A 26,573-nucleotide genomic window follows, 5' to 3' on the forward strand; every position below is an offset into this window, starting at 1 on the left:
TTACGCTCACCGGAATGCGCAAACGAATGCGTGGGAGATTAGAAAAAACTCTGCGGATCAATATCAATCGCCAAGCGAACTGAATTTGGTATTTTGAACTGCGCAGTCCACCGCGATAGCGCCGCCTGTAAGGGCGCAGTTTTATCGGCCTTAACCAGCATCCGCACCCGGTGCCGCCCCCTGATCCGCGCGATTGGCGCAGGTGCAGGCCCGTAAACAGTTGCCCCGACTTGGCGCAGCGGGCCATCATTGCGGGCCATGGCCGCGCCAAGATCAAAGATCTCTTGTACGTTTTCAGACGACAGGATGATCCCCGCCATGCGCCCGTAAGGCGGCACACCTGCGGCTTCGCGCTCTGCGGCCTCAGCCGCCCAGAAACCATCTTCGTCCCCCGACAAAATACTGCGAATAACCGGATGATCCGGCTGGTAAGTTTGCAGCAAAGCAGTCCCAGCAACTTCTGCGCGCCCTGCCCGCCCTGCAACTTGGCGCATTAACTGAAACGTGCGTTCGGCCGCGCGCAAATCACTTCCCTGCAAGCCAAGGTCCGCATCAATTACCCCCACCAACGTCAGCTTGGGGAAATTGTGCCCCTTGGCCACCAGTTGCGTCCCGATAATAACATCCGCATCACCCGCTGCGATGCTTTCAATTTGCTCTTTCATGGCGCGCGCCGACCCAAAATGATCTGACGACAACGTGACAACACGCGCGCCCTCAAAAAGCGCTTCGGCTTCTTCAGTCAGACGTTCCACACCGGGGCCCACGGGGGCCAACTTATCCTCAGCCTCACAAGACGGGCATACCGCCGGCATGGGTTTTGTCTCGCCACATTGATGGCAAACTAGGCGTTTTAGAAAGCGGTGCTCAACCATGCGCGCGTCACAATCATCACACCCGATTTGATGACCACAGGCGCGGCACAACGTGATCGGCGCATAGCCGCGACGGTTGATAAACAGCAATGACTGCTCTGACTTTTCAATCCTGCTGCGCACCGCATCCGCCAAAGCGGGGCTAATCCAGCGATCAGACGGCAGGTCCTGGTCACGCATATCAACGGCGCGCATTTGGGGCATCACAGCGGGGCCGAAGCGGCTTTTGAGCTCTAACTTGGCATATTTGCCCTGCTCCGCGTTTACCCAGCTTTCCAAACTTGGGGTCGCAGTAGCCAAAACCACATGTGCCGCACTAATTGACGCGCGAAGCACCGCCATGTCGCGGGCATTATACAGCACCCCATCTTCTTGTTTATACGAGGTATCATGTTCCTCATCGACGACGATCAACCCAAGGTTTTGAAATGGCAAAAACAACGCAGATCGTGCGCCGACGACCAATTGCGCACCGCCCTCGCCCACCATTTTCCACGCACGACGGCGTTCAGCCATGGTCACGCCTGAGTGCCACTCGGCGGGGCGCGCACCAAAGCGGGCCTCAACACGGGTTAGAAATTCCGACGTCAGCGCAATCTCGGGCAGCAGTACCAAAGCTTGGCGGCCCTGCGCCAAACACTCTGCCACCGCTTCAAGATACACCTCGGTTTTGCCGGAACCTGTGACGCCCTTCAAAAGCGTGGTCCCATACCTGCCTGCCGCAACTGCGCTGCGCAATTGGCGCGCGCCAGCGTCTTGATCCGGTGAAAGCGTTTTACCTGCATAGCTCGGATCAAGCTTGGGATAGGCCGTGTCACGGGGCGCGTCTGCTTCGACCACAGCACCCATCTTAGCCAAGCCTTTAACTACAGACGGCGTAACCCCCGCCATATCAGCCACTTCTTTGAGCGAAAAAGACAAAGACGGATAGTCCTTGAGCACCTGCAATACCCGTTCACGGGTTGGGGTAAGACGGTCTGGTACATTTGCGCCAAGGCGATAGATTTTTCGCATCGCGGGCGTGTCGCCCAAACCCGGTGCGCGGGTTGCAAGGCGCAGCATCGCAGACATGGGTGTCAGAGTATATTCCGCTGCACGGGTCAGAAAAGAACGCATATTGGGCTGCATGGGCGTAGCTTCAAGCACCCGCTTGATGGAACGCACTTTGGCAGGATCCCACGTCCCTGCACCTTCTTTCCACACAACGCCAACAATCTTGCGCGGCCCAAGCGGCACCTCAACAAACGCACCAAGCCTACAGCCGCCCTCCGGCGCTTTGTAATCCAAAACGCGGTCGAGCGCACCTGCAGGCAAAACGCCCACGATCTCGCCTTGTTGAAAATACCTTTGCTCTCCCACGCTGCGCCCTTTCAAACGTGCCTCTACTGGGGTAAACGCTGACGCGACAAAGGCCAAGCCAGAGGATGCCACAATGAAGTTTTTTGTAGATACCGCAGATATCGATGCAATCGCGAAACTGAACGAAACCGGAATGGTAGACGGTGTAACAACCAACCCATCGCTGATCAAAAAGTCAGGCCGCGACATCCTTGAGGTGACCAAAGAGATTTGCGACATCGTCAGCGGCCCAGTGTCTGCAGAAGTTGTGGCGCTGACCGCAGATGACATGATCAAAGAAGGCCGCGAGCTGGCCAAGATTGCTGACAACATCGTTGTAAAGCTGCCCCTGACATGGGACGGACTTAAGGCGTGTAAAGTGCTTTCGGACGAAGGCAAAATGGTCAACGTCACCTTGTGCTTCTCGGTCAACCAGGCATTGTTGGCTGCCAAAGCGGGCGCGACTTTCATCAGCCCGTTCATCGGCCGCCTTGATGACATCAACATCGACGGTCTCGAGCTGATCGAAGATATTCGCACTGTTTACGACAACTACGGCTACGAGACTGAAATTCTAGCCGCTTCAATCCGTACAGTGAACCACGTGGCAGACTGTGCACGGATCGGTGCAGACGTCATGACGGCTCCGCCCGAAGTGATCGAAAAGCTGGCAGGTCACCCGCTGACTGCTGCTGGTCTGGCGACATTCATGAAAGACGCTGAAGCCGCAGGCATCAAGATCGTCTAAAATTTCGCCCTGTTAGGGCCTGCGAAGAAACACAAAAAGGCCGCACCGCATTACGCAGGTGCGGCCTTTTTGTTGCGTCAAAGCCATATGCGCACAAAACCCCTGCACGGCTCTGCGCAACCATGCTACAAGAGCAAAAAACAACGACAGCATTCGGCACGAGCAGGTTCCATGACTGACACAAACAAACTGACAGATGCCCAAGAGGCGCTGCGCAAAACAATCATCGAAACTCCCGAACTGGTTTTGGAGGATCATGACGTGATGATGGCGCTGGTCGCCGCAAACGATCGTGGGCAAGGTACCAATGTGGTTGATCTGCGCGGTGCTGCAATGGAGCGCCTTGAGGCACGGCTTGACCGGCTTGAAGACACCCACCGCAGCGTTATCGCCGCAGCTTATGAAAACCTTGCGGGGACCAACCAAGTACAGCGCGCAATTTTGCGGATGCTGGACCCCACGGAATTTGCGACCTTTTTGCAAAACCTTGGCGGCGAGGTTGCTGAAATCCTGCGAGTAGATTGTGTCCGCCTTGTTCTTGAAAGCAGCCAATCTGACAGCACAGTGGCCGCGCAAACACTTGCCGATGTCTTAAGCGTGCATGAAGCGGGCTTTATCGAGGACTATGTGACAGCCGGCAAAGGTGGTGAAAGCCGTACTGTTACCCTACGCCAAGTCAGCCCTAAAAGTGCGGCCGTTTACGGCGATAAGCACGAGTGGATACGGTCTGAGGCCTGTATAAAGCTGAACCTTGGGAAAGGTCGCCTTGGCGGAATGCTGGTGATGGGGGCGGAAGATCCGCACATGTTCAAACCACAGCAGGGCACAGATTTGCTTGCGTTCTTTGGTGGTGTTTTTGAGCGCGCTCTGCGCCGCTGGCTCGCGTGACCCAAGAAAAACCACACCTTGGCGTTCAGATCAGTCCGGCGGCCACGGAGGCCCTTGCGACGTTTCTAAGCCAAATGACAGCACTGCGAGGTGCTGCCAAGAACACAACCGAAGCCTACCAAGCAGACATCCTTGGCTTTCTGGCTTTCATCACCCAGCACACAGCCGCACCGCAAGGCTTGAACGCGCTAAAGGCGATCACTGTGCAAGACATGCGCGCCTGGATGGCGTTTGAACGCGGACGCGGCGTTGGCGCGCGCTCGCTGGCCCGGTCGTTATCTGCGGTGAAGTCTTTTTATGCGTGGCTGGCCGAGCGCGAAGGGTTTGAACCTACCGCCGTTCTGTCAACCCGCGCACCCAAATTTCAAAACAAATTACCCCGCCCGTTGACCAAAGATGCGGCTGTCAAAGTTCTGGATAATCTTGAGGTTCAGGCAACCGAGGCTTGGATAGGGGCGCGGGATGTGGCGGTTGTAACGCTGCTTTATGGCTGTGGTCTGCGTATTTCAGAGGCCCTTGGCCTTAAAGGACGCGACGCACCGCTTGCAGATGTTTTGCGCATCAAGGGTAAGGGCGGCAAAGAACGCATTGTCCCTGTGATAAACGCTGCGCGTGAGGCCGTTGACGCCTACATCAAACTTTGTCCCCATCCATCTGAACCTGACATGGCGCTGTTTCGAGGCGTGCGTGGAGGTGCGCTTAATCCACGGCTCATTCAAAAAGTGATGGAGCGCTCAAGACTTCAACTTGGCCTTCCCGCCACCGCAACCCCGCATGCCATGCGGCATTCGTTTGCGACCCACTTGCTCGGTGCCGGTGGAGATTTGCGCGCCATTCAAGAACTACTTGGGCACGCATCCCTTTCAACAACCCAAGCCTACACAGCAGTCGACACTGCGCATTTGATGGATGTTTACGAGCGCGCGCACCCGCGAAGGTGAGAAGGCGTTAAGAAAGCTTTGCAATTTAGCAAAAAACGATTAGCACCACCAAATGTCTATTAAAAATAAAGCGCTCGCTGTTCACCTGTTCACCGCCACTGGCGCTGTTTTCGCAATGCTCGCTATGCTTGAGGCCGTTAAGGGCGATTGGCCCATGATGTTCTTATGGCTGGTTGTTGCCTTTTTTGTAGATGGTATCGACGGTCCGCTTGCCCGTAAATATGACGTGAAAACAAACGCTCCCTTGTTTGACGGGGTGCTGCTGGATTTGATCATTGATTACCTGACGTATGTGTTCATTCCGGCATTTGCGCTGTTCACATCAGGTTTGCTCGAAGGGTGGACCGGCTGGGCCACAATCATCGTAATTACCTTCACATCCGCGCTTTATTTCTGCGATACACGCATGAAAACTAAAGACAATTCTTTCTCGGGATTTCCAGGGTGCTGGAACATGGCAGTGCTGGTTTTCTTCGCGCTGCAACCGGGGCACTGGGTCATATTGGCCGCAGTCATTGTGCTGGCAATCGCCATGTTTGCCCCTGTAAAATTCGTCCATCCTGTACGCACACAGCGTTGGCGGACACTAACGCTGCCTACCGCATTGGCGTGGACGTTCTTTGCAGGATGGGCCGCTTGGGTACAGTTTGATTTGCAGCCCGCCGTTTACTGGGGCTTGATCCTGACGACGTTATATCTGCTTTTCGCCGGCGCAGTGCAGCAAGTTACCGAAAAAGACACAATGTAATTTCGCCGCTGACTTCAGCAGCATTGGACACGAAAAAACGGCGGCCCGATGAAGGCCGCCGTTTGCTGTTTATGATACCAGAAACAAACGCGGCTGATGGTGTTTCAGCCGCGTCCGTTTTTTAGTTCATTGTGAAGAACTTGAACTTGGGATCATCCTCAGGAGACACTTCTGTGCCAACTGCATCGCTCATACCCCAGTTCAACACTTGGTGGTGGATCGGGATGTACTGCTGGTTTTCCTGAACCACGGCCCAAATATCGGCAATGGTTTGGTTCCGCTTGGCAAGGTCAGTTTCAGAGGCAAGGGATACAACTTTTGCATCAATCGCCGCATCAGAGAACCCTGTGTTGTTCCAAGAACCACGATCGCCGGAACGTGAGTGTGTCAGGAAGTTGAACACATATTCGGAATCGTATGTCGGAACGCCCCAACCCAACATGTAGAACTCTGTCTCGCCGTTTTGGATCAGCGGGAAGTGCTGAGCTTTGGGTTTCGCATCAAGGTTAACTGTAATGCCGATTTGCGCCAGCATACCAACGGACGCCTGACAAATGCCTTCGTCGTTGACATAGCGGTCATTCGGGCAATCCAGCTGGATGGAGAAACCATCTGCATAGCCAGCTTCTGCCATCAACGCTTTTGCGCCTTCAACGTCCGTCGCAGATGCGCCGTCCATTTCAGCAGTCCAACCGTTAACGAATGGCGGTGCAATCATGCCTGCTGGCTGTGACTGGCCACGCATAACAACCTGTTTGATCGCATCGCGGTTGATCGCCATAGACATCGCACGGCGGACGCGGACATCAGCCAGTGGGTTTGCACCCTCTACATTGTCGTTTTCCAGATCCGCTTTGCCCTGATCAATACCAAAGAAAATCACGCGGTTTTGTGGCGCTGTTTTCACGCTCAGGCCGTCTGATGAATCAACGCGGCCCAAATCCTGTACCGGTACGTCTTGGATAAAGTCGACTTCACCTGACAAAAGCGCTGCAACACGTGTCGCGGCGTTTTGGATTGGTGTGTAAACGATCTCAGTCACTTCCAGTGGGAACTCATCTGCGCCCCAATAGCCATCGCGCTTTTTTAGGACGGTTTTGACGTCAGGCTCGCGGCTTTCAAGAGTGTATGGACCTGTGCCCATTGCGTTTGTTGCGGCAAATGTTGTCTCGCCGTTGGCGATGTCTTGCACGTTTACAACACCGTTCGCTTCGGTCCAGCCTTTGTCCATGATGAACAGGTTGGTGAAGTTGTTGGGCAGGATCGGGTTTGGACCATCGGTGACAAATTCAACAGTCATGTCGTCTACGGCGCGTACTTCGACGATGGATGTCAGCAGCTCTTTCATGGCTGACTTTTCGGATTTTGCACGCTCGAAGCTGAACACAACATCTTCTGATGTGAAGGCAGAGCCGTCAGAGAAAGTCACGCCTTCACGCAGCTTGAAGACCCAAACATTTGCGTCGCCTTCTTTGGGCGCCCACTCGGTTGCGAGGGCAGCTTGGAACGCGCCGGCTGTGTCACGAATGATCAGTGGTTCATAGATTTGGTGTGCCAACGTGTGTGTTGGACCTTCGTTTTGCGCATGGGGGTCAAGCGTCAAGCTGTCACCAGCACGCGCCCAACGCAGACTCTCGGCTGAGGCCAGCGAGGTAGACGCCAAAAGAGTGGCAGCAAAAAGAGCGGTAGTCGTTTTCATGTAATCGTCTCCCAAAGTTACCCGAGCATCAAATGACTTGGCGGCACAAATGGCAAGAGGCTTGTGGGCCCAAAATCGATCAAACAGGATGACGGCAATTCAAACTCACGAACTGTCGCAAATAGACTGGACAGAACGCAAGTTGCACGTTTTTGTGGCAGTTATGAAAACGCCTCTGATTGATAACCTGCAATATTGCAACTGGTCCCGCAGCATCTTTGAACAGATGCGTGAAGGCGGCGTTGATGCTGTTCATGTCACCATCGTTTATCACGAGTCGTTTCGTGAAATGGTTCTGCAACTTGAAGCATGGAACCGCTGGTTTGAGACATGTGGCGATCTTATCATGCGCGGCACCACCGCCCAAGATGTGACACGCGCAATGGAGACAGGCCGCACAGCGATTTTCTTTGGGTTTCAAAACCCGTCGCCCATCGAAGATGACATTGGCTTGATTGAGATTTGCCACCAACTTGGCGTGCGGTTCATGCAGCTGACGTATAACAATCAGTCCTTGCTTGCGACGGGCTGCTATGAAGACGAGGACACGGGCCTGACCCGCTTTGGCAAACAGGCCATTGCCGAAATGAACCGCGTTGGTTTGGTTGTCGACATGTCGCACAGCGCTGATCGCTCGACTCTTGAGGCGATTGATCACTCGACCCGCCCCATTGCGATCACCCATGCAAACCCCGCTTGGTGGCATGCGGCAAAACGCAACAAGTCCCACGAGGTTCTTAGCGCGCTTACCTCTGCTGGCGGCATGTTGGGCTTTTCGATTTACCCCCACCACCTTAGCGGCGGCCCTGCATGCACGCTGGAAAGTTTTTGCCAAATGATCGCAGAAGCTGCCTCAAAATACGGTGCCGAGCATTTGGGCATCGGAACGGACCTTTGCCAAGATCAACCCGACAGCGTTGTCGAATGGATGCGTGTAGGACGATGGTCTAAGGTCATTGACTATGGCGAGGGGAGTGCCACCGATGCAGGTTTCCCCCCAATGCCAGCATGGTTCAAAGACAACAGAGACTTCGACAACATTCGGCAAGGATTGCTTGCGACGGGTATGACAACCGGCGAAGTGGACGGCATCATGGGCGCGAATTGGCATCGTTTTTATGCTGACGCGTTTGGGCCTGCATGAAGGATTTCGCACCCCCACCACAGGCTAAGCTGCGCCCCGCATCGGACGTGATGCGCCTGCGCCGTTTGGGTGCATCATTCCCCACAAGATTATCTTTTCTGCGCACGCTGTTGCGCAGGCTCTCGATCGAAAATGCAACTGTGACCTGCCCCGTCTGGCAGATGAGCACGGATGGATACGGCTACGCAGTCATTAGCGTGCCGCTTGGCGGGCACGTCTACTCCCTCGTTGCTGTCAGCACTGAACTTGATCCGGATGCACGCACCGACCGCGTGATTGCAACGGCGTGGGACACAGCATTTGTCCTTTATGACGGCATCCCATCCCAACCCGAAATCGACCGCATCGTAGCCACGGCACCCCATCAGGAAGCCTCGCGCTTCTCCGCTTCTGATTTGGTCTTAAGCCGTGCGAACAAATCTGTGCGGCTTTGGTCGCACGTGGTTGAACGCCTTCAGGCAGGTCTGCAGCCAGATGAGCAAATGGTTCGCGAGACAGGCTATTTGATGCGCACAACGGCCGTATACGGAAACGGTAAATTCGGGATCGCGGATCGCGCTGACATAGCAGAACGCGATGGGCTTTCGGGCCCGTTCCAAGCAGAAATGCTCACTGTTTGGCTGATCCGGCATTTCACGCATCTGTTGGTCGAACACGTGGGCCAAGCCCCCCTTGATGCGCATCTTAAGCGTCACCTTGGGATTGGCAATTCCACAGGGCTTGGGATGGCCCCGTTTTTAGTCACGCATCCTGTTTTGCTGAACAATTGGATCATGGTCCGCGAGACAGCACTGGCCCGTATCAGGGCATTAGAACAGCTGCCTGACGGTGCTGCCGTAACGTTGCAAAACCTTGCCAAGCGCGCAGCAAAGCACCTTTCAGAATGGATTGTCCCCGATGCCATCGCCGCAACGCGAATATCGACCCTGCGATCAGAATGGGAAGCGATTGTTGACTACCTTAATAGCGAAGCATGGCATGAAGCGGCCAAAAAAACTTTCCCGATAGAGGCGCTTTTACAGCAAGCCGAAGGCCTATCAGAGGACGCGCAAGAGTTGCTCTGCGCCATGATCATCGAACCGTTTGGTGACTTGGTCGACGGGCTGGAAGAGTGCATGGCCGACCCGTTCGGCCCGCCCCGCCTGACACCATGCGACACCTCAGAGCTACATGCGCTGATCAATCGAGACTGGGCTTGGGCAACTGCGCGCGACTACAACGCACGGGACGAATGCGCACAATTTTGGTACGTCTCGGAAGAGAAATTAGAACCCCGCCTTGGCAACCGTCACGAAGAAGATGGCGCTGACCTTGAAAGCCCCCTTGATATTGCGCGCCGCGTTGCGGCTTTGGCCAAAGACCTTCCTGCGTCCGGCTCATTGACTGCGTTTTTGGCCATACATCCAGAACACCGCTTTGCTGTCGAACGGGTGCAATGTCTGGACAAACATCCTTATTCTGAAATCCGCGATAACCTTATTGCCGACACATGCCTGCCAATTGATATGTTGCGGTGTAAGTTATCATTTTTTGGAGCCTCAAAATTTGATCCAAAGTCTGACCGCTGGACCCGCGTAACACTCTGCCAAGGCGCGCCGCTTGCAAATGAACTTAGTGCTGCTGATGACTGGTGGCTGCCAACATTTGGATCATGAGCGGTTCCTCTAAATCAGCAAATGAAGCAAGCATGTTGCTTCAAAAAGCTGCCCGCGGTGCAGGGTTTGGTGTCGCTCAAGCCCGTGATTTTGGCACAGCAGCGGCCCTGCATCTTTACGCGTCACGAGGCGAAGGCGACTTGTTCGACGCATTGAACGATCCTGTTGGCCCAATCACAACACTACCTGTCGTGATGGACGACCTACTTGACCCCACATCGGATGGATGTGGCGTCTTTACGGGACTGGCGCTGAGCTATTTTCAGACAGCAACAGCGCGTCCTACGATCCGGCGTATTATGATGTCTGACGGGCTCAACGCGTACCTCAACACGCTGGCCGCAAAAACATATGTCCCCGCAAGCGATGCGTCACGGCTGGCGGGTGCGGGCGCGGGCTTGACTGACAACGACTAAACTGGTGCGCGATGAATGGTCGTTGTTCCGTAAAATTGGCCCCATACAAAAAGGGCGCACCCAAACGGAGCGCCCTTTTTATTAGATTTTTTTGAGCGACCTCAACTTACTCAGCCGCGTCGCGGTAAGGGGCTGCGCCACCATAGGGAACGTTGACACCACCGTAGCGGCGCACGCGCACGTTGCACTGTTCGGCGTGACCAACAAAGCCTTCCATCATGCACAGGCGGCTGCCATATTCGCCCACAAGGGTCGCAGCTTCATCCGTCAGCACACGCTGATAGCTATGCGTTTTCAAGAACTTACCAACCCAAAGACCACCAGTATAGCGACCCGCCTTCTTGGTTGGCAGCGTGTGGTTTGTACCGATAACTTTATCACCATTTGCGACGTTTGTGCGAGGTCCAAGGAACAGCGCGCCGTAGCTGGTCATGTTTCCCAGGAACCATTCGTCACGGTCGGTCATGACTTGGATGTGCTCGGAACAAATCTCTTCAGAGACTTTCAACATCTCATCGTAGCTGTCGCACAAAATGACCTCGCCGTACTCTTCCCAACTCACGCGTGCCGTGTCGCGTGTTGGCAAAATCTCGAGCAAACGTTCAATCTCAACCAGTGTTTCTTCAGCAAGTTTACGGCTGTTTGTGATCAAAACTGCGGGGCTGTTGTAGCCATGTTCGGCCTGACCCAAAATATCCGTGGCCACAATTTCCGCGTCCACAGTATCATCGGCAATCACGCAGGTTTCAGTTGGGCCTGCAAACAAATCAATACCCACTTTACCAAACACCTGACGCTTGGCTTCCGCCACAAATTTGTTGCCCGGCCCTACGATCATGTCGCAAGGCTTCACGCTTTCAGTACCGATGGCCATAGCGGCGACAGCCTGAATACCACCCAAAATCATGATTTCATCAGCGCCTGCCAAATGCATCGCAGTCACAACAGCTGGATGGGGCTCACCATTCACGGGCGGGCTTGACGCCACAACGCGCGGCACGCCCGCCACTTTAGCCGTCAGAACGGACATATGCGCAGACGCGATCATGGGGAACTTGCCGCCGGGCACATAGCAACCCGCGGATTGCACCGGAATGTTTTTGTGACCCAACACAACACCCGGCATCGTCTCGACCTCAACATCCGTCATTGAGGCGCGTTGAATTTCGGCAAAATTACGAATTTGCGCTTGGGCGAACTTGATATCGTCAATCTCGCGGCTAGTCAGTTTTGACATGGCTGCTTCGATTTCTGATTGGCTCAGGGCAAAACGCTCTGGTGAATAGTTGTCAAACTTGACGGACAAATCGCGCACCGCCGCATCACCGCGTGCTTCGACATCGGACAAGATGCCCTCAACAATGTCACGGGTCTGCTTATCATCAGCCGCTACGTCTTCTGCTGATTTGCCGCGCTTAAGATATTCAGCCATTTTAGGTCCCCCAATTTGGTTGGCGTCATGTCACCTTTCGCGTGACAATAGAGCGTTCCGTCTGCGGCTCAAGCAGTTTTTGCAAAGGTATGCAAAGTGGTGTGCAGCCAAGCAGTTACAGGGCACGTGAAGCGCTCATTTAATCAATGCGGTCTTGAAGTTACAGAATCACAAGCGGGCAAGGCCCAATACGTCTTCGATTTGTTGCTCAATAATCTTGAGACAGTCATCATCGCTAAACGAATGATTTTTGCCACGGACCAGCATCAGCCGAACATTTTCGCAGCTGACATGATCCAGTAAACCAAGTGCAGTTTCCCGCGTGACTGATGCATCTTCGGTGCCCTGAACCATGCGTAATGCGAATGGCAATTCCAGAGGCCGACGCATCACCAGATGGTTGCGGCCATCTTCGATCAGGCGTTTGGTAATCGGGTATGGCGCGCCATAATCCGACGGAACATGCACGACACCTTCGCGCTCAAGCATTTCACGGGCTGGCGCATCAAAGCTTGCGAAAAATCCGTCCTCGGTAAAATCAGGGGCCGCCGCGACGGTGACCATGCCCGCGACATCCACCAAACCTGCGCGCGCGATTAGAAACGAAATCCAGCCGCCCATTGATGAACCGACAAGGACAACAGGACCAGAACTGACATGAGCAATCAAACCCTCGGCGTCAGCGTACCAATCACCGATTGCCCCATCAACGAACGCGCCCTCTGAAACACCGTGCCCTGAGTAGTCAAATCGTAAGAACGCGCGGCCTGAACGTGCGGCCCATTCTTGCAAATAAACTGCTTTGCTGCCGGACATATCAGACATAAAGCCGCCCAAGAAAACGACCAAAGGCCCTTTGCCTTCGGTCAGGTGGTAGGCAATTTTGCGGCCCGTGGGGGCCTGCCAAATAGACGGCTTAGTCACAGACCAAAACTCCGGATAGCGGGTCAATCAACGGCTCAAGATAGGCCCCGTCACTTCCACGACGGCTGACCGAATAGCACCCGTTAGGCGATTTATAGAGCGATGACGCGCCGACACCTTCGGGAAGCGCACGTACGGCCTTTTTAGAGATACTCGCCGGTGTGCTTGGGGATGTCCCTGCGACACTACCCGAGGTTTCGCCACAAGCTGTCAGGCCAAGGCACAGACCGAATGCGACTGCACCCTTCAACATGTTATGGCTTAAAATCTTATTCATCGCACAGCGCCCCAACTCATTGTCATACGCCCTAGGCTAAGACTTTCCCGCGTAAGTTCAACCGCAAGCAGGCGCGTAATGCTACTAAACCAAAAGCGCACTTGGATTATCTTGTGACTATATTGTCACCTGTGTGCACTAAGCGTATCCACTACAAATGGACAACATATTCAAAGCCATCGCTGACCCCTCACGTCGTGCACTGCTGCACGCACTTCTTGATCAAGACGGTCAAACGCTTACTGCCCTTGAAGAACGCCTTGATATGACCCGTTTCGGCGTGATGAAACACCTTAAAGTCTTGACTGCTGCAGGCCTCATCCAGACCCAAAAGAAAGGGCGGTTCAAGTATCACACCCTTACCCCATTGGCGCTTCTTGATGCGCTTGATACATGGCTTGACCCGATGCGTATTCATCCATCCGTTCGTGATGTTATGACCCTTAAACCACATCTAGCCGAAGCCGCCCTGCCCGATCACACGCCGGATTTTGAGATGTCTTGCACGCTTAAGGCAGCGCCAAAGCGGGTCTGGCAAGCGCTAATAAATCCAGATGAAATCCCACATTATCACTTCATCACAGGTCAAGTTCTGCGTGACAGCACACGACTGACCCACCACGCAAGTGACGGGGCAACATTGCTTGAAACGATTGACCTAAACGTTGATCCTGAGCGCCGGCTTGAGCAGTCTTTTCGCCCGCTTTGGGGCGGCGAAACACACATATCGCTGGTGGTATTTACGCTTCAGGACGCCGGAGGTCACACACGGCTTACGATCGCGCACGATAAGTTGGGCACGTCAGACACCGCGATGCCCGAAGCATGGGCGCGGTATATCACCAACTTGAATGCCTTTCTGACCCACGGCACATCACAATTCGCGACGTGACGTAGGCAAGCGTAAGTTCATCCAAACGCTGCGCCTGCCCCATTGCAGTCCGCTCACAACGGGTTAGGTCTTGGACAAAGATCATCACCGGCCAACCGGCTGGTCACAACCCCAAGAGGTCGCACATGAGTTACACGCCCCCAAAAGTCTGGACATGGGACAGCGCATCCGGAGGCAAGTTTGCCTCAATCAACCGCCCCATCGCGGGCCCCACCCATGACGCAGATTTGCCAAGTGGCGTACACCCGCTGCAACTTCACTCACTGGCAACACCGAACGGCGTCAAAGTCACAGTAATGCTCGAAGAGCTGTTGGCCGCAGGTCACACGGGCGCTGAGTATGACGCGTGGTTGATTAACATCCAAGAAGGCCATCAATTCTCTACCGGCTTTGTAGACGTAAATCCCAACTCAAAAATTCCTGCGCTTTTTGACAAAGACACCGGCGTGCGGGTGTTCGAGTCCGGTGCAATCCTTTTGTATCTTGCAGAGAAATTTGATGCGTTTCTCCCAAAAGATATCGAGGCACGGACCGAGACGCTGAACTGGCTCTTTTGGCTGCAAGGTTCAGCACCTTATTTGGGCGGCGGCTTTGGCCACTTTTTCGCCTATGCACCTGAAAAATTCGAATACGCCATCAACCGCTTTACGATGGAGGCTAAACGCCAACTCGACGTGCTTGAACGCAACCTTGAAGACCGTGAATATTTGGGAGGCGATGAGTACACGATTGCGGATATTGCAACGGTTCCGTGGTACGGCGCAGTGGTCAAAGACTTGGTTTACCCCGGCGCACAGGAGTTTCTGGATGCGGCAAGCTATACCAATGTGACCCGCTGGGCGGAAAACATCATGGCGCGCCCTGCCTATGTGCGTGGCAACAAGGTAAACCGTGCATGGGGCGAGCCAGAAAACCAATTGCATGAGCGCCACGACGCCTCAGACTTTGACACGAAAACCCAAGACAAGCTGGCGCAAGACTAGCCGCCAATACGTTTCTGCGCTGCGCCAGCTGTAGTCTTGGCGCAGCGCCGCGCACAGCCTCACGGCATAGCCGAAACCCGCGCTTGACGATTTTGGCAACAAACGGCACAACGGCGCCGAACCCCACCCGCAACCGCGCGCTTTTGTAGGCGCGAAACTGACGAAAGGGCACGCCAATGAGCGCCCAAATCACCCTCACCCTCCCTGATGGATCACAGCGCAGCTTCGACGCAGGCGTCACACCCGCCGAAGTAGCGACATCTATCGCCACAAGCCTTGGTAAAAAGGCTATTTCCGCAACTGTGGACGACCAACATTGGGACCTACAATGGCCCATCAACACCGACGCGGCGATTGCCATCAACACCATGAAAGACGCCGAGCCTGCGCTTGAGTTGATCCGTCACGATCTGGCGCACATCATGGCGCGCGCAGTTCAAGAGATTTGGCCAGACGTCAAAGTCACGATCGGACCAGTTATCGACAATGGTTGGTATTACGATTTTGACCGCAAAGAACCCTTCACACCCGAAGACTTAGGTGCCATCGAAAAGAAGATGAAAGAGATCATCAACTTGCGGGACGCAGTGCGCACCGAAGTCTGGGAGCGCGACGTTGCGATCAAATATTACGAAGATCGCGGGGAGCCTTACAAAGTTGAATTGATCGAAGCGATCCCGGGCGATGAGCCGCTTCGGATGTATTGGCACGGCGATTGGCAAGACCTGTGCCGCGGCCCGCACTTGCAACACACAGGTCAAGTGCCCGCAGATGCGTTCAAGTTGATGTCTGTGGCGGGTGCCTACTGGCGCGGCGATAGCGACCGCGCAATGCTACAACGTATCTACGGCGTGGCATTCCAAAACAAAGAGGACCTGCGCAAATACCTCAACATGCTTGAGGAAGCCGCAAAGCGCGATCACCGTAAACTGGGCCGCGAGATGGACTTGTTCCACATGCAAGAGGAAGCGCCAGGTCAGGTTTTCTGGCACCCTAACGGCTGGACGGTGTACACATTGCTGCAGGACTATATGCGCCGTAAACAGCGTGGTGGCGGCTACGTTGAGGTGAACACACCGCAAGTGGTTGACCGCAAGCTGTGGGAAGCTTCAGGCCACTGGGACAAATACCAAGAGAACATGTTCATCGTTGAAGTCGACGAAGAACACGCCCGTGAAAAAGCTGTCAACGCACTGAAGCCGATGAACTGCCCGTGTCACGTACAGATCTTCAACCAAGGCCTGAAGTCATACCGCGACCTTCCACTTCGCATGGCAGAATTTGGCAGCTGTAACCGCTACGAGCCTTCAGGCGCACTGCACGGCATCATGCGCGTGCGCGGTTTCACACAAGATGACGGGCACATCTTCTGTTCCGAAGACGACATCACAGCAGAGACCAAGAAGTTCATCGACTTTCTTGCTGAAATCTACGCCGACCTCGGGTTTACAGATTGGACAATCAAGCTCTCTACCCGCCCAGAAAAGCGGATCGGATCGGACGAAAGCTGGGACCGCGTTGAGGCCGCATTGGGTGATGCATGTCAGAACGCAGGCTACGCTTATGAACTTCTGGAGGGTGAAGGCGCGTTTTACGGCCCGAAACTTGAGTTCACATTGACCGACGCCATCGGCCGCAACTGGCAATGCGGCACGCTGCAGGTTGACCCCAACTTGCCGGAACGGCTTGATGCAACTTTTGTAGGTTCTGACAACGAACGTCACCGCCCCGTTATGCTGCACCGCGCCGTTTTGGGCAGTTTTGAACGCTTCATCGGCATCTTGATCGAAGAGCACGCTGGAAAACTGCCGTTCTGGTTGGCCCCTCGTCAGGTTGTTGTGGCAGCGATTATCTCGGACGCCAATGACTATGTGTTGCAAAAAGTTGAGGAACTGCGCGCAGCCGGCATCCGCGCTGAAGCAGACATTCGCAACGAGAAAATCAACTACAAAGTGCGCGAACACAGCTTGGGTAAAGTGCCCGTGATCTTGGCGGTTGGCGCCCGCGAAGTTGAAGAAGGAACCGTCTCAATCCGCCGCCTCGGTGAAAAGCAGACGTCTGTGCAAAGTTTCGCAGAGACCCTTCCACAGCTTGCCAAAGACGCAACACCGCCCGATTTACGGAGCTGAAACATCTGTAGTCATTGCACAGAGATGTGCTCAATTTGACGACTGTAAATGTTACAAAGGCCGCCTCATGTGCATGCACGGGGCGGCTTTTTGCTGTTTGCACTGACACAAACAGCCCCGATTGGCGCAAAAGCGTGGCACGAACCATAACGACAGATCACGGCACCGTGCATCACGCGCCCGTGAGTGGCAACTTATCGCCTTCAAGCGCAATCTGAAGTCATTCCTGATGTTTTAGGGACCTTGACACACACTCTTGAAAGGACGTTCACATGTCGACAACAGTAAAATCACTCGCAGTAGCCGCTTCTATCGCAGCAGCGCTGACCTCTCACGCAACCGTTTCTGAGGCCGCCGGCGCAAAAGAGAAATGCTACGGCGTATCGCTTGCAGGCAAAAACGATTGCGCCGCAGGCCCTGGTACAACGTGCGCAGGCACCTCAACAGTTGATTATCAAGGCAACGCATGGACACTTGTTGCGGCTGGCACATGTGACACCCTTGAAGTTGACGGCGACCGCATGGGGTCACTTGAGCCGCTTGAGCGTGACCTGCCGGCATAATCTGATACACTGGTACACGCGCGGGGGACTAACTTGCGCGTGTACATTCTAAAGATCGCCGAAAGTTTCTTCATGTTTGACCACTCCAACACCTCCGATTTTGCCAAGCTGCCGCACGGCGTTGGCGTGGGGTATAAACCGCAGCATTTTTCCGAGATTATGGCATCCGACGGCGCGGTCGATTGGCTTGAAGTACACGCCGAAAACTACATGGGTGACGGCGGGCGCCCCCTTGCACAGCTTGAAGCACTTGGCGCGAAATACCCTCTCTCCATTCACGGTGTTGGGCTGTCTATTGGCTCGGAAGGGCCACTTGATCCTGCGCATTTGAAACGGCTTCAGAAGCTTTGTGACCGCGTGAATCCCGCAAGTTTTTCAGAACATCTTGCGTGGTCGACCCATGACATGGGCTTTCTAAACGACCTATTGCCCCTCCCCTACACAGACCAAACGCTGACCACAGTCGCCGCCCATATCGATCAGGTGCAAAATGCCCTGGGCCGTCAGATGCTGTTGGAAAATCCATCTAACTATCTCGCGTTCAAAGAAACCCAGATGCCTGAGGTAGAATTTCTGGCAGAACTGGTCGAGCGTACCAGCTGCGGACTGCTGCTGGATGTAAACAATGTATTCATCTCAGCCACCAACCAGCAAACAGACCCGCTCTCGTATTTAAACGCATTTCCGCTGGTTCATGTGGGCGAAATACATATGGGTGGCCATGACCACGATCTTGATGACCACGGCGCGCCGTTGCTTATTGATAGCCACGGGCGTGAGGTGGCCGAACCCGTTTGGGTACTGCTAGATCATGTTTTGCGCACGGGTGGACCGAAGCCAGTGCTGATAGAATGGGATACAGATGTGCCCGAATGGCCCGTGCTAGCAGCCGAGGCCGCACGCGCCAAAACCGCTTTGCAAACAGCGGTCCCCGTATGATTTCCCCAGATGCATTCACGCAGGCGTTGCTTGATCCAAAAGCAGTAACACCTGCGGGATTGATCGATCCAAAAGGCGAAACGGCCCCCAAACGCTTTGCAGTCTATCGCAACAACGTTGCAGTTAGCCTGACCAACGCCCTGAAAGAAGGGTTTCCAGTTGTACACAAGCTAGTCGGCGATGATTTTTTCACGGCTATGGCCAGCATTTTCATTCGCAAACATCCCCCTCAAAGCCCACTGATGATGCATTATGGTGCAGAACTTCCTGCGTTTCTGACCAACTTTGCCCCCGCAGCGAAGCTTGGTTACCTGCCCGATGTGGCACGTCTCGAGTTAGCCATGCGCAGAAGTTACCACGCGGCAGATACGCGCCCAATTGCTGCTGACTTGATCAGCTCAATTGAGCCAGACGCGTTAATGAGTATGTATTTTACGCTGGCGCCAGCGGTCCAGATCTTACGCTCTAGGTGGCCTATTTACAGTATCTGGGCGGCAAATATGTTGGATGCGGAACCGCCCAACGGTGCGGGAGGCCAAGCTGTCTTGATAACCCGCGCCGAATTTGACCCAGTGCCACATCTACTTGGTGTTGGTGCGGCGACCTTTATTGGCGCCCTCGCAGAACATAACTTCGGCACCGCCCACGACACGGCTCTAGCCGCAGCACCCGACTTTGACCTAACCGCAGCCCTTGGTGCGCTGCTGGCAGGCAATGCGATCACTTCCATCACAGAAAGCCCCCTGACATGAATACGCTTATCTCTCTGCATAACGCGATCTTTGCGCGTCTCTCTGCCGCTGGTAACATCATCACCCCCACGTTGGCGCGGTTCGTGTTTGGCGCTGTGCTACTGCAATATTATTGGGCATCAGCGGGCACAAAACTTGACGGCTTTCTCACCCCATCTGATGGCGGCTACATCCAGATATTCCCCAAAGCTGTTGAAGCTGCTGGCTATGATACGTCACAACTCGGAGTTTTTCACTGGGTGGTTGTGATGGCGGGGACATACGCGGAATACATCCTGCCACTTCTTATTATCATTGGCCTTCTGACACGCCTCGCAGCAATTGGTATGATCGGCTTTGTGTTGGTACAATCCATCGTCGACATTACCGGACATGGTGTGGGCGGGGCAGATCTTGGCGCATGGTTTGATAAAGCTTCGGGCGCGTTGATCATGGATCAGCGCACCCTTTGGGTCTTTGTGTTGCTCGTTTTGGTTGTACGCGGTGCCGGTCCGTTTTCAGTAGACCGGTTATTAAAGCGCACCGTCGTCTAAAGCCAAACTGCCTTCGCAGCCGCATCCCAACCAATTGTTGTATGGTCTTGGGACACAATAATCGGTCGCTTCATCAATGTGGGATGCGCTAGCAACAGCTGGGTCGGTGCGATCTGACGCTCCTCTTCCGACAAGCCGCGCCACGTGGTTGAGCGCGTGTTCAACAGCTTTTCACCAAACAGGTCGTGGAAAACCTTAAGCTGTGCCTCGCTTAGCGGAGCATCACGGACATCGTGCAGCACAGAACCCTCAATCTCTTTGAGCGCTTTGCGGCACGTATCGCACGCCTTAATCCCGTAAATAGTGATGGTCATTTATTTCGAAGCTCCTGCATTCTTGTTACTTGATTTTCAAACTACGGTGCTAGCTCATTCATTACACAGTTCGTTCCAGCGGCGCACCGCTTGAATAAAATCACGATTGCCGCCAAGCGCGGTTCGACACTAAGGAGATAGCGGATGGCTACTGGCACCGTAAAATGGTTCAACCAAACAAAAGGTTACGGCTTCATCGCACCGGATGATGGCGGCAAAGACATTTTTGTTCATATTTCGGCTGTTGAAGCCGCTGGCTTGCGCGGCTTGAACGACGACCAAAAAATTCAGTACGAAATGATTTCAGGTCGCGATGGCCGCGAGAGTGCTGGTGAGTTGGTTCTGCTGTAACTGACAACCACGCGTTACCAAATCCGAAGGCCCGCAACGATTGATCGTAGCGGGCTTTTTTGTTTTCAACGGGGTACCTGTACCTAGTGACTGTGCGAAGTCCCACCATGCGAATGATATGTGACATGGCTGTGGCGCTTTACATGGCTGTGCGTGATCACGTGTTTGTGCCGCTTCCGAGCGTGCGAAACAGGGTGCATCATCGCCTGCTGATAGCTTCCAGCATTTGGCTTACCGCAGCAAATAACACCACTAATCGTGACTGGCTGCAAACCCGCAGGGCAATAGTTGGCAGCACTGTCATAGCGGTAAACACGGTCTCCCGCTGATGCTGCGACGGTCGTTGTAAAAACCAGTCCGGCACATATTGCAATTGTTTTGATCATAGCAACTCTCTGCACTGACGCGCATTACTCGTTAACATTCCTAAGGTGCCGCGTTGCACCGCATAGGTCAAACTCTACAACGGAAACGGTCTGTTTCCAAAACTGCGACGCTCGGCCTAGTCGGGCTTAGCGATCGCCATGAATTCGCGCCACTCACCCTTGGACATGCCGGATGTTTCTTGGGTCACTTCTTCACCTGACAACATACGGCGCAAACACTCAACGCCGCGACCAGACAACTGTGCGCCGCCCATACGGTAATCTTCAAACGCACCATAAGCAAAAGGCACCCAGTCTTTGACCACATCACAGATCGCATCGGCGTAAACACGTATTTCATATTGTGCATGGCTGTCTGCGCGCAGGCGCAGGAAATGGAAAAGATTGTGCAAGTCCACTTTCCAATACCACTGGGTATAAATATTGGCAGGCAGGTTCATCCGCGCAAGCTCTCGTGCCAATCCTTGCTGGCCATCTTCACTGATCATCTCTTCGTAGTGGTCATAAGCGCGGTTGCTATCGGCTTTCAGGAATTCAAGCACCCGTGCCGCCTCATCCCCCTGAAGTGCTTCGCCGCGACCTTGGTTGTTAATCACAGACTGCGCTGCAAGATGCTCGGGTGCGGGGATATAGAACTCACGGTCAAGAATTGAATAGCGCGCAGAATACTCATTAACGTTCGCTGTGCGGTGACGGATCCATTGACGAGCTACAAAAACCGGCAACTTCACGTGCAGCTTGATCTCACACATTTCAAACGGCGTTGAGTGCCAGTGGCGCATCAGATACCGGATTAGGCCTTCGTCATTTTGAACTGACTTGGTGCCCTTACCGTAACTTACTCGTGCCGCTTGTGTAATTGCGTTATCATCGCCCATGTAATCAATGACGCGGATAAAGCCGTGATCCAGAACAGGTTTCGCCTCATACAAGTGTGCTTCCATACCAGGCACTGTGGCGCGCGCTGTTTGGTGACGCATAGCGCGTTGTGCATCGATTTCGGCTTGTTGCTCGGGCGTTACAGGCATGGTGTTGTCTTTCTGTCCAGATTCGCATCATCACTATATCTGGGAACTGCCCATCAATAAACGCCCATATGCTGGGGTTTTTCGCCGCTGGCTTGTTGACTTAAATCACCAGAAATTAGACTATCGGGCTGTGTAGTGATTGCCAGTGTAAGGGTTGAAATGTTGGGTATTTTTCCGCGATTGATGATTGCAACCCTTGGCTTTGCGCCACTTTTGGGATGTGGCGGTGACGGGACGAACCCGTTCATCATCGACAGCATTCCAGCACAAGACACCACAAGCGACCCAAACACCGGTGCAGAAGCCACGCCAGACAACCGCTTTTTATTCAGCCCATCCGAGAACCTCATTCTAAACTCAGTCGATTTTGATGAAACAACCAATCAGTTGGTCCTGAATAACCTTCCGTTCGACAACTCTGACATAACGGGCGGTATTTACGAGCAGGTTCAACAGATTAACGCGCGCACCATCGAATACCGAAACGAGCGCGCAGGCGATCAACCTTTTGACACCTACTACGCCGTCTTCATCCGCTCACTCGAATACGAAGCAACTTCGGTTGCTTCAGGCGATTACCTTGGCTTTGGCTATGGCGGCGCGAACCTTCGGCGCATCGGCAACACGATCACCCTACCGGGCGTTGCCACCTACACCTACGCGGGCGATTATGCGGGGTACCGCACGTTTGATCAGGGGCGCGGCGGGATTGAACTGGTGACCGGTGACATCCGCATTGATGTCGATTTTGCAGATATTGATGTGGTCGAAAACATTGGCGGCACCCTGCGCGGCGTAATTACAAATAGGCAACGTGCTGCCCCTGGTGGCGGCGCTGCGATCCCAAGTGCGCTACCTAATGTATTGCTTGTGGACACTGAATTTAATCGTGATGGAGAAATCAACGAAGCCGAGGCCGGAACTGCCTTTGAAGGCGACCCGCGCGACAGCGGTATCTATGACGGCGGCTTTAACGGCGAAGATGCCGCAGCCGTTGCAGGGTTCATAAAGATTGAAGGTGTCGCAGGTATTCAGCGTGTGGGGTTCGATACGGTCACATATTCGCAGGTCATTGATGGACAAGCACAGCTCTTTACTCAAACAAGTCTGCCGAATGATTTGCGCGATGTCCGTGAACGTATTGGGCGTGGCCAAGTCATCGCAGACTTCGCATTCCAGCTGCCTGCGGGTGCTACTTTGGTTGAACGTGAAACCGATACGATTGTGCTCAGTTCAGAGTTCAACGCCCGTGAAGTTGGTGTTTTCAGCACAGACAGCGTCAACCGCGATCCGTGACGTGGTGAGGTACCCTGTTTTATTGTGCATTTGCCTATTGGCTTTCGCCATGAGCACACCCCAAACAGTGATGTCTCAAAGCGCCGGTCAGTTACGTCTGAGCAAAGAAGAAGCACGGGTATTTGCGCAAACCTTGGTTAATCAATCCGAGCCGCGCGCCGCACGTGAGGTGGCACTTGGACTTTTGCGTGCCGACCCTAACGATGTTTCAGCACTTTTTTCACTGGCGGCAGCTCAGCGTTTAATGGGTCGGTCCACTGCCGCACGGTTTGCTGCCAAAAGAGCGTTCAGCAAAACCGCAATCGGGTCAGAGAAATTTGCAGCGGCGATACTTGTTGCTGAAAGTCATCTTCGTGATGGGCAACATACCCGCGCCCAAATTTGGCTAAGACGTGCCGAACCTTTTGCGCGTGGTGCAGCGCAACAAGCGGCACTTGCCAGAAACTATGCGCAAGTTGCGCGAGCAAACCCGCTTACTTTTGAGTTGGAATTTCGCGCAGGACCGAACAGCAACATCAACAACGCCCCCAAGTCAGACAGCCTAATTTTCAACGGGATCGAAATTGCTGCACGCGGTGCCAGCCTTGCGCTTTCCGGAACCGAAATTTCTTACGGGCTAAAGCTTCGTCACAAACGCCCATCAAATGACGGTAGCGCGTTGTCTTTTGGGGCGCGGCTGAACGCCATCAATTACCGGCTTTCAGATTCCGCAAAAGCCCAAGCCCCTGAAGCGCGCCCAAGCGACTTTGCATTTTATGAGCTTGGAATTGACGCGCGCTACGACGCAAAGCCCACAGCAAATGCAGTCAACACCCTCAGATTTGAAATTAGCGCAAACTGGTACAGCGGCGAAAGGCTGACCAATTTTGCAAAAGTAGAAGCAGAGCGGCGCTTTCGCTGGGGGAGCGCGGCGACTGGCGCAATTGGATTGGGAATTACGCGCAATGAAAGGCTAGACGCCGATGAGCGGTCCTCGACTGTGGCCTCGGCAACGCTGAAAAGAATACAGACCTTAGCGGGTGGTTCACGCCTAAGCTGGTCAGCAAGCATTTCAAACACAGCGTCACGTTCAGCCCTCATTGAGCACTCAAGCCTGTCCGCAAATATCACCTACGCCCCAGCGAAACCGATATTTGGAGCCACAGCGGAATTTGGCGTTTCATTTGGTCAGCGTGATTATGCACAAGTCGTCAGCATTTTTGGCCCCAACAGCCGCAAAGACACGCAAGCGGGGATCCGCGCGCAGTTTTTACTGGAAAAGATCAATCTCTACGGATTTGCACCGCTAGTAACTCTGTCCGCCTCAAGGACTGGATCAAACATCAACCGCTATGATATCCGGCAAACAGGTGTATCATTGGGGATAGCGTCGGTCTTCTGATCGGCAATTTGAATTCTCAAAGCGAAGGAGCCAAAAATATGGCCTTAACTTACCTGCACACGATGGTTCGCGTGAAAAACCTCGAGGCATCAATGGCTTTTTTCGAGCTGTTAGGCCTGAAAGAGACGCACCGCACTGACCACGAAGGGGGGCGCTTTACTCTGGTTTTTATGGCCGCCCCCGGTCAGGAAGAAACGCCAGTTGAGTTGACCTACAATTGGGATGGCGATGATGAATTGCCTTCAGATAGCCGCCATTTTGGACATCTGGCGTACCGCGTAGACAACATCTACGAAGCCTGTCAGCATTTTATGGATAACGGCGTAACGATAAACCGCCCGCCCCATGATGGGCGCATGGCTTTTGTTCGCTCACCAGACAATATCAGTATTGAATTGCTACAAGCAGGTGAGGCGTTGGCGCCTGCAGAACCATGGGCCAGCATGAAAAATACTGGTCACTGGTAAAGACACCACGTTCTAACCAGCCCTACTGCGACTAACGTCAGGTTGGTTCTGCTGAACATTCGTTAATGTGAAATCAAAGGAGTGCGGACATCCCGCGCTCCTTTTGCCTAAGTGGACGTAGCCAACACTTAATAGATGTATCGGATTTGATCAGTCCAATAACGTTCCACGCGTTTCAGGCCATGCGTTATGTCATCCAGGCTTTCAAGATCAAGCACCTGATGCGCCTGTAGACCATCTGCGTGGCGTGCAAACAACTCGTCTACCACTTTACAGACATGCCGGCCGTTCTTAGATAGCTTTACCCGAACTGAGCGACGGTCGATTTCGCACCGCTGGTGGTGCATATATCCCATCTCAACGAGTTTTTTGAGATTATAGCTTACATTACTGCCTTGGTAGTACCCGCGTGATTTAAGCTCTCCGGCGGTGACTTCATTATGACCGATGTTGAATAACAGCAGCGCCTGAACAGCGTTGATGTCGAGCAAGCCAACCCGCTCAAACTCGTCTTTCAAAACATCGAGGAGCAGCCTATGCAGCCGCTCCACCAGTGACAACGCATCAAGGTAACTTGAGGCAAATGGGTCTTTTTGCTGGGTAATGCCCGATCCGGGAAGATTTCCTTGCATGCTCATGGCCGTGCCTCCGTCAACTAAATGTTGCGCAAGGCTTAGAGACCAATCGCTAATTACCGGTTAAAACGCAGCCATCTTTCAGCATATGCGCGGAAATCTCTGAAATCATATCCAAAAATGCAGGCGGTGTTTCGACCTGACCCGTGATCCACTGATACAGATCGTGGTCATTTTCAGCCAATAGCGCATCATATGTGGCCAACTCACCGTCGGTCATTTCACGCAGTTTACTATCCGCATAGTCCATCAAAATGACATCCATCTCTTTGATGCCCCGCCGGATTGAGCGCATGTAAAGACGCTTGATTTGCGTCTCACGCGGCTCGTCGGCAGGCGGGATCGGCTGTGGAATTTGGGGGAGTTCGCTCATGTGCCAGCCTTAATCGCTGCGCGCAGGCGCTTTTCAACAATGCCCATTCGCTCGGTTTCGCGGTAGATCCGTGCTTTGATGGCGCGAAGTTCCAACAACAACTCATCAACACCGTCAGGCAAATCCTGCCCCATATCTGGGGCCTCTACACCCTCGCCTTCGCCGTTCAACAACCAACTGAAAGACACGCCGATAATGCCCGCCATCATGGTCAACCGGTTGGCGCGCGGCTCGGACAGATCCTCCTCCCACGATTGCATTGTGGTTAGTTTCACACCAAGGCGCTTGGCCAGCTGTGCTTGGGTCATGCCAGCCGCCTCACGCGCGCCGGCAAGACGATCCCCGAAAGTAGAGGTGTCCTCGCTAAACCAATCTTCGTTTTGCTGTGTCACATCTTCCATTACATGCCTCTTCCGTCTAAGGGATATTTTAATCGTTCTAACACATTCTTATCACCGAGCAAAAC

The 26,573-nt window shown here is 53.8% G+C and carries 28 protein-coding genes; 18 read left to right on the forward strand and 10 right to left on the reverse strand.

Annotation, left to right across the window (positions count from 1 at the left end; translation table 11 throughout):
* Positions 1 to 38: 38 nt before the first annotated feature.
* On the reverse strand, positions 39 to 2,234 hold the full coding sequence (locus OLX08_RS04020; protein ID WP_412535666.1) for a primosomal protein N': 2,196 nt from the start codon (positions 2,232 to 2,234) through the stop codon (positions 39 to 41).
* 73 nt (positions 2,235 to 2,307) lie between these two features.
* On the opposite strand from OLX08_RS04020, the gene fsa reads away from it, so the two are divergent.
* From fsa to OLX08_RS04040, 4 genes are all read left to right on the forward strand, one after another.
* Positions 2,308 to 2,961, forward strand: a complete 654-nt coding sequence (gene fsa, locus OLX08_RS04025) for a fructose-6-phosphate aldolase (protein WP_048597776.1) — start codon at positions 2,308 to 2,310, stop codon at positions 2,959 to 2,961.
* A gap of 171 nt (positions 2,962 to 3,132) precedes the next feature.
* Positions 3,133 to 3,849, forward strand: a complete 717-nt coding sequence (locus OLX08_RS04030; RefSeq protein WP_391482654.1) for a DUF484 family protein — start codon at positions 3,133 to 3,135, stop codon at positions 3,847 to 3,849.
* On the forward strand, positions 3,846 to 4,790 hold the full coding sequence (locus tag OLX08_RS04035; protein ID WP_391482655.1) for a tyrosine recombinase XerC: 945 nt from the start codon (positions 3,846 to 3,848) through the stop codon (positions 4,788 to 4,790). Before OLX08_RS04030 ends, OLX08_RS04035 begins: the two co-directional genes overlap by 4 nt.
* Before the next feature lie 52 nt (positions 4,791 to 4,842).
* Positions 4,843 to 5,538 (forward strand): CDP-alcohol phosphatidyltransferase family protein, encoded by a 696-nt coding sequence (locus tag OLX08_RS04040; protein WP_391482656.1) that lies wholly within the window; start codon positions 4,843 to 4,845, stop codon positions 5,536 to 5,538.
* 121 nt (positions 5,539 to 5,659) lie between these two features.
* On the opposite strand, the gene OLX08_RS04045 is transcribed toward OLX08_RS04040, so the two are convergent.
* Positions 5,660 to 7,237, reverse strand: coding sequence for an ABC transporter substrate-binding protein (locus OLX08_RS04045; protein WP_391482657.1), 1,578 nt, complete (start codon positions 7,235 to 7,237; stop codon positions 5,660 to 5,662).
* Between the two features lie 163 nt (positions 7,238 to 7,400).
* Here OLX08_RS04045 and OLX08_RS04050 point away from each other — a divergent pair, with 163 nt between their 5' ends.
* The 3 genes from OLX08_RS04050 to OLX08_RS04060 are packed head-to-tail and all read left to right on the forward strand — an operon-like array spanning position 7,401 to position 10,452.
* Positions 7,401 to 8,381 (forward strand): membrane dipeptidase, encoded by a 981-nt coding sequence (locus OLX08_RS04050; protein WP_391482658.1) that lies wholly within the window; start codon positions 7,401 to 7,403, stop codon positions 8,379 to 8,381.
* Entirely contained in the window at positions 8,378 to 10,036 is a 1,659-nt protein-coding gene (locus OLX08_RS04055; RefSeq protein WP_391482659.1) for a hypothetical protein, read from the forward strand. The genes OLX08_RS04050 and OLX08_RS04055 overlap by 4 nt, the downstream gene beginning before the upstream one ends.
* Positions 10,033 to 10,452, forward strand: a complete 420-nt coding sequence (locus tag OLX08_RS04060) for a hypothetical protein (RefSeq protein WP_391482660.1) — start codon at positions 10,033 to 10,035, stop codon at positions 10,450 to 10,452. Before OLX08_RS04055 ends, OLX08_RS04060 begins: the two co-directional genes overlap by 4 nt.
* 106 nt (positions 10,453 to 10,558) lie before the next feature.
* Here OLX08_RS04060 and hisD read toward each other — a convergent pair whose 3' ends face one another.
* The 3 genes from hisD to OLX08_RS04075 all read right to left on the reverse strand — a co-directional run bounded on the left by hisD (position 10,559) and on the right by OLX08_RS04075 (position 13,085).
* Positions 10,559 to 11,884, reverse strand: a complete 1,326-nt coding sequence (gene hisD, locus OLX08_RS04065; RefSeq protein WP_391482661.1) for a histidinol dehydrogenase — start codon at positions 11,882 to 11,884, stop codon at positions 10,559 to 10,561.
* A 168-nt stretch (positions 11,885 to 12,052) separates the two neighbouring features.
* Positions 12,053 to 12,808: an alpha/beta hydrolase gene (locus OLX08_RS04070; RefSeq protein ID WP_391482662.1), complete on the reverse strand. Its 756-nt coding sequence runs from the start codon at positions 12,806 to 12,808 to the stop codon at positions 12,053 to 12,055.
* Positions 12,801 to 13,085 carry a hypothetical protein gene (locus OLX08_RS04075; protein WP_391482663.1) on the reverse strand — a complete coding sequence of 95 codons (285 nt, stop codon included), beginning with the start codon at positions 13,083 to 13,085 and terminating at the stop codon, positions 12,801 to 12,803. Before OLX08_RS04075 ends, OLX08_RS04070 begins: the two co-directional genes overlap by 8 nt.
* A 157-nt stretch (positions 13,086 to 13,242) precedes the next feature.
* Here OLX08_RS04075 and OLX08_RS04080 point away from each other — a divergent pair, with 157 nt between their 5' ends.
* The 7 genes from OLX08_RS04080 (at position 13,243) to OLX08_RS04110 (ending at position 19,876) form a co-directional block, all read left to right on the forward strand.
* Positions 13,243 to 13,977, forward strand: coding sequence for an ArsR/SmtB family transcription factor (locus OLX08_RS04080; RefSeq protein ID WP_391482664.1), 735 nt, complete (start codon positions 13,243 to 13,245; stop codon positions 13,975 to 13,977).
* A 125-nt stretch (positions 13,978 to 14,102) separates the two neighbouring features.
* Complete coding sequence (gene yghU, locus OLX08_RS04085) at positions 14,103 to 14,960, forward strand: glutathione-dependent disulfide-bond oxidoreductase (RefSeq protein WP_391482665.1); 858 nt, start codon at positions 14,103 to 14,105, stop codon at positions 14,958 to 14,960.
* Positions 14,961 to 15,136: 176 nt separating this feature from the next.
* The gene (gene thrS / locus OLX08_RS04090; protein WP_391482666.1) at positions 15,137 to 17,089 is read left to right on the forward strand and encodes a threonine--tRNA ligase; all 1,953 of its coding nucleotides are present in this window, start codon (positions 15,137 to 15,139) and stop codon (positions 17,087 to 17,089) included.
* A gap of 272 nt (positions 17,090 to 17,361) precedes the next feature.
* Positions 17,362 to 17,652 carry a DUF2282 domain-containing protein gene (locus OLX08_RS04095; protein ID WP_048597764.1) on the forward strand — a complete coding sequence of 97 codons (291 nt, stop codon included), beginning with the start codon at positions 17,362 to 17,364 and terminating at the stop codon, positions 17,650 to 17,652.
* 72 nt (positions 17,653 to 17,724) lie between these two features.
* On the forward strand, positions 17,725 to 18,591 hold the full coding sequence (locus OLX08_RS04100) for a DUF692 domain-containing protein (protein WP_391482667.1): 867 nt from the start codon (positions 17,725 to 17,727) through the stop codon (positions 18,589 to 18,591).
* Entirely contained in the window at positions 18,588 to 19,343 is a 756-nt protein-coding gene (locus tag OLX08_RS04105) for a DUF2063 domain-containing protein (protein ID WP_391482668.1), read from the forward strand. Before OLX08_RS04100 ends, OLX08_RS04105 begins: the two co-directional genes overlap by 4 nt.
* Complete coding sequence (locus tag OLX08_RS04110) at positions 19,340 to 19,876, forward strand: DoxX family membrane protein (protein ID WP_391482669.1); 537 nt, start codon at positions 19,340 to 19,342, stop codon at positions 19,874 to 19,876. The genes OLX08_RS04105 and OLX08_RS04110 overlap by 4 nt, the downstream gene beginning before the upstream one ends.
* On the opposite strand, the gene OLX08_RS04115 is transcribed toward OLX08_RS04110, so the two are convergent.
* Positions 19,873 to 20,190, reverse strand: a complete 318-nt coding sequence (locus tag OLX08_RS04115; RefSeq protein ID WP_391482670.1) for an arsenate reductase family protein — start codon at positions 20,188 to 20,190, stop codon at positions 19,873 to 19,875. The two genes, OLX08_RS04110 and OLX08_RS04115, sit on opposite strands and share 4 nt — an antisense overlap.
* Positions 20,191 to 20,334: 144 nt before the next feature.
* On the opposite strand from OLX08_RS04115, the gene OLX08_RS04120 reads away from it, so the two are divergent.
* On the forward strand, positions 20,335 to 20,541 hold the full coding sequence (locus OLX08_RS04120; RefSeq protein ID WP_048597761.1) for a cold-shock protein: 207 nt from the start codon (positions 20,335 to 20,337) through the stop codon (positions 20,539 to 20,541).
* 502 nt (positions 20,542 to 21,043) lie between these two features.
* On the opposite strand, the gene thyX is transcribed toward OLX08_RS04120, so the two are convergent.
* Positions 21,044 to 21,955 carry an FAD-dependent thymidylate synthase gene (gene thyX, locus OLX08_RS04125; protein WP_341245961.1) on the reverse strand — a complete coding sequence of 304 codons (912 nt, stop codon included), beginning with the start codon at positions 21,953 to 21,955 and terminating at the stop codon, positions 21,044 to 21,046.
* A gap of 183 nt (positions 21,956 to 22,138) precedes the next feature.
* Between thyX and OLX08_RS04130 the strand changes: the two genes are divergently transcribed.
* Genes OLX08_RS04130 through OLX08_RS04140 form a run of 3 tightly spaced genes read left to right on the forward strand, consistent with a single transcriptional unit; the run spans position 22,139 to position 25,099 of the window.
* Positions 22,139 to 23,251, forward strand: a complete 1,113-nt coding sequence (locus OLX08_RS04130; protein WP_391482671.1) for a hypothetical protein — start codon at positions 22,139 to 22,141, stop codon at positions 23,249 to 23,251.
* Positions 23,252 to 23,300: 49 nt separating this feature from the next.
* The gene (locus OLX08_RS04135; RefSeq protein ID WP_391482672.1) at positions 23,301 to 24,632 is read left to right on the forward strand and encodes a surface lipoprotein assembly modifier; all 1,332 of its coding nucleotides are present in this window, start codon (positions 23,301 to 23,303) and stop codon (positions 24,630 to 24,632) included.
* A 38-nt stretch (positions 24,633 to 24,670) separates the two neighbouring features.
* Entirely contained in the window at positions 24,671 to 25,099 is a 429-nt protein-coding gene (locus tag OLX08_RS04140; protein WP_048597757.1) for a VOC family protein, read from the forward strand.
* A 128-nt stretch (positions 25,100 to 25,227) separates the two neighbouring features.
* Here the strand turns inward: OLX08_RS04140 and OLX08_RS04145 are convergent, their stop codons facing one another.
* The 3 genes from OLX08_RS04145 to OLX08_RS04155 are packed head-to-tail and all read right to left on the reverse strand — an operon-like array spanning position 25,228 to position 26,508.
* Positions 25,228 to 25,731, reverse strand: coding sequence for a MarR family winged helix-turn-helix transcriptional regulator (locus OLX08_RS04145; protein WP_391483169.1), 504 nt, complete (start codon positions 25,729 to 25,731; stop codon positions 25,228 to 25,230).
* Between the two features lie 55 nt (positions 25,732 to 25,786).
* Entirely contained in the window at positions 25,787 to 26,107 is a 321-nt protein-coding gene (locus tag OLX08_RS04150; RefSeq protein WP_391482673.1) for a succinate dehydrogenase assembly factor 2, read from the reverse strand.
* Complete coding sequence (locus OLX08_RS04155) at positions 26,104 to 26,508, reverse strand: helix-turn-helix domain-containing protein (protein WP_341245965.1); 405 nt, start codon at positions 26,506 to 26,508, stop codon at positions 26,104 to 26,106. Before OLX08_RS04155 ends, OLX08_RS04150 begins: the two co-directional genes overlap by 4 nt.
* Positions 26,509 to 26,573 lie beyond the last annotated feature (65 nt).

Origin of the sequence: Nereida ignava (genome assembly GCF_047114695.1) — a bacterium.
Taxonomy (GTDB): domain Bacteria; phylum Pseudomonadota; class Alphaproteobacteria; order Rhodobacterales; family Rhodobacteraceae; genus Nereida; species Nereida ignava.

Excerpts from the sequence above, each read along its gene's own strand:
- fsa (WP_048597776.1), top strand. The coding sequence starts at position 2,308 with ATGAAGTTTTTTGTAGATACCGCAGATATCGATGCAATCGCGAAACTG.
- OLX08_RS04030 (WP_391482654.1), top strand. The coding sequence starts at position 3,133 with ATGACTGACACAAACAAACTGACAGATGCCCAAGAGGCGCTGCGCAAA.
- OLX08_RS04040 (WP_391482656.1), top strand. The coding sequence starts at position 4,843 with ATGTCTATTAAAAATAAAGCGCTCGCTGTTCACCTGTTCACCGCCACT.
- OLX08_RS04045 (WP_391482657.1), bottom strand. The coding sequence starts at position 7,237 with ATGAAAACGACTACCGCTCTTTTTGCTGCCACTCTTTTGGCGTCTACC.
- OLX08_RS04050 (WP_391482658.1), top strand. The coding sequence starts at position 7,401 with ATGAAAACGCCTCTGATTGATAACCTGCAATATTGCAACTGGTCCCGC.
- OLX08_RS04055 (WP_391482659.1), top strand. The coding sequence starts at position 8,378 with ATGAAGGATTTCGCACCCCCACCACAGGCTAAGCTGCGCCCCGCATCG.
- OLX08_RS04060 (WP_391482660.1), top strand. The coding sequence starts at position 10,033 with ATGAGCGGTTCCTCTAAATCAGCAAATGAAGCAAGCATGTTGCTTCAA.
- hisD (WP_391482661.1), bottom strand. The coding sequence starts at position 11,884 with ATGGCTGAATATCTTAAGCGCGGCAAATCAGCAGAAGACGTAGCGGCT.
- OLX08_RS04075 (WP_391482663.1), bottom strand. The coding sequence starts at position 13,085 with ATGAATAAGATTTTAAGCCATAACATGTTGAAGGGTGCAGTCGCATTC.
- OLX08_RS04080 (WP_391482664.1), top strand. The coding sequence starts at position 13,243 with ATGGACAACATATTCAAAGCCATCGCTGACCCCTCACGTCGTGCACTG.
- yghU (WP_391482665.1), top strand. The coding sequence starts at position 14,103 with ATGAGTTACACGCCCCCAAAAGTCTGGACATGGGACAGCGCATCCGGA.
- thrS (WP_391482666.1), top strand. The coding sequence starts at position 15,137 with ATGAGCGCCCAAATCACCCTCACCCTCCCTGATGGATCACAGCGCAGC.
- OLX08_RS04095 (WP_048597764.1), top strand. The coding sequence starts at position 17,362 with ATGTCGACAACAGTAAAATCACTCGCAGTAGCCGCTTCTATCGCAGCA.
- OLX08_RS04100 (WP_391482667.1), top strand. The coding sequence starts at position 17,725 with ATGTTTGACCACTCCAACACCTCCGATTTTGCCAAGCTGCCGCACGGC.
- OLX08_RS04105 (WP_391482668.1), top strand. The coding sequence starts at position 18,588 with ATGATTTCCCCAGATGCATTCACGCAGGCGTTGCTTGATCCAAAAGCA.
- OLX08_RS04110 (WP_391482669.1), top strand. The coding sequence starts at position 19,340 with ATGAATACGCTTATCTCTCTGCATAACGCGATCTTTGCGCGTCTCTCT.
- OLX08_RS04115 (WP_391482670.1), bottom strand. The coding sequence starts at position 20,190 with ATGACCATCACTATTTACGGGATTAAGGCGTGCGATACGTGCCGCAAA.
- OLX08_RS04120 (WP_048597761.1), top strand. The coding sequence starts at position 20,335 with ATGGCTACTGGCACCGTAAAATGGTTCAACCAAACAAAAGGTTACGGC.
- thyX (WP_341245961.1), bottom strand. The coding sequence starts at position 21,955 with ATGCCTGTAACGCCCGAGCAACAAGCCGAAATCGATGCACAACGCGCT.
- OLX08_RS04130 (WP_391482671.1), top strand. The coding sequence starts at position 22,139 with ATGATTGCAACCCTTGGCTTTGCGCCACTTTTGGGATGTGGCGGTGAC.
- OLX08_RS04135 (WP_391482672.1), top strand. The coding sequence starts at position 23,301 with ATGAGCACACCCCAAACAGTGATGTCTCAAAGCGCCGGTCAGTTACGT.
- OLX08_RS04140 (WP_048597757.1), top strand. The coding sequence starts at position 24,671 with ATGGCCTTAACTTACCTGCACACGATGGTTCGCGTGAAAAACCTCGAG.
- OLX08_RS04145 (WP_391483169.1), bottom strand. The coding sequence starts at position 25,731 with ATGCAAGGAAATCTTCCCGGATCGGGCATTACCCAGCAAAAAGACCCA.
- OLX08_RS04150 (WP_391482673.1), bottom strand. The coding sequence starts at position 26,107 with ATGAGCGAACTCCCCCAAATTCCACAGCCGATCCCGCCTGCCGACGAG.
- OLX08_RS04155 (WP_341245965.1), bottom strand. The coding sequence starts at position 26,508 with ATGGAAGATGTGACACAGCAAAACGAAGATTGGTTTAGCGAGGACACC.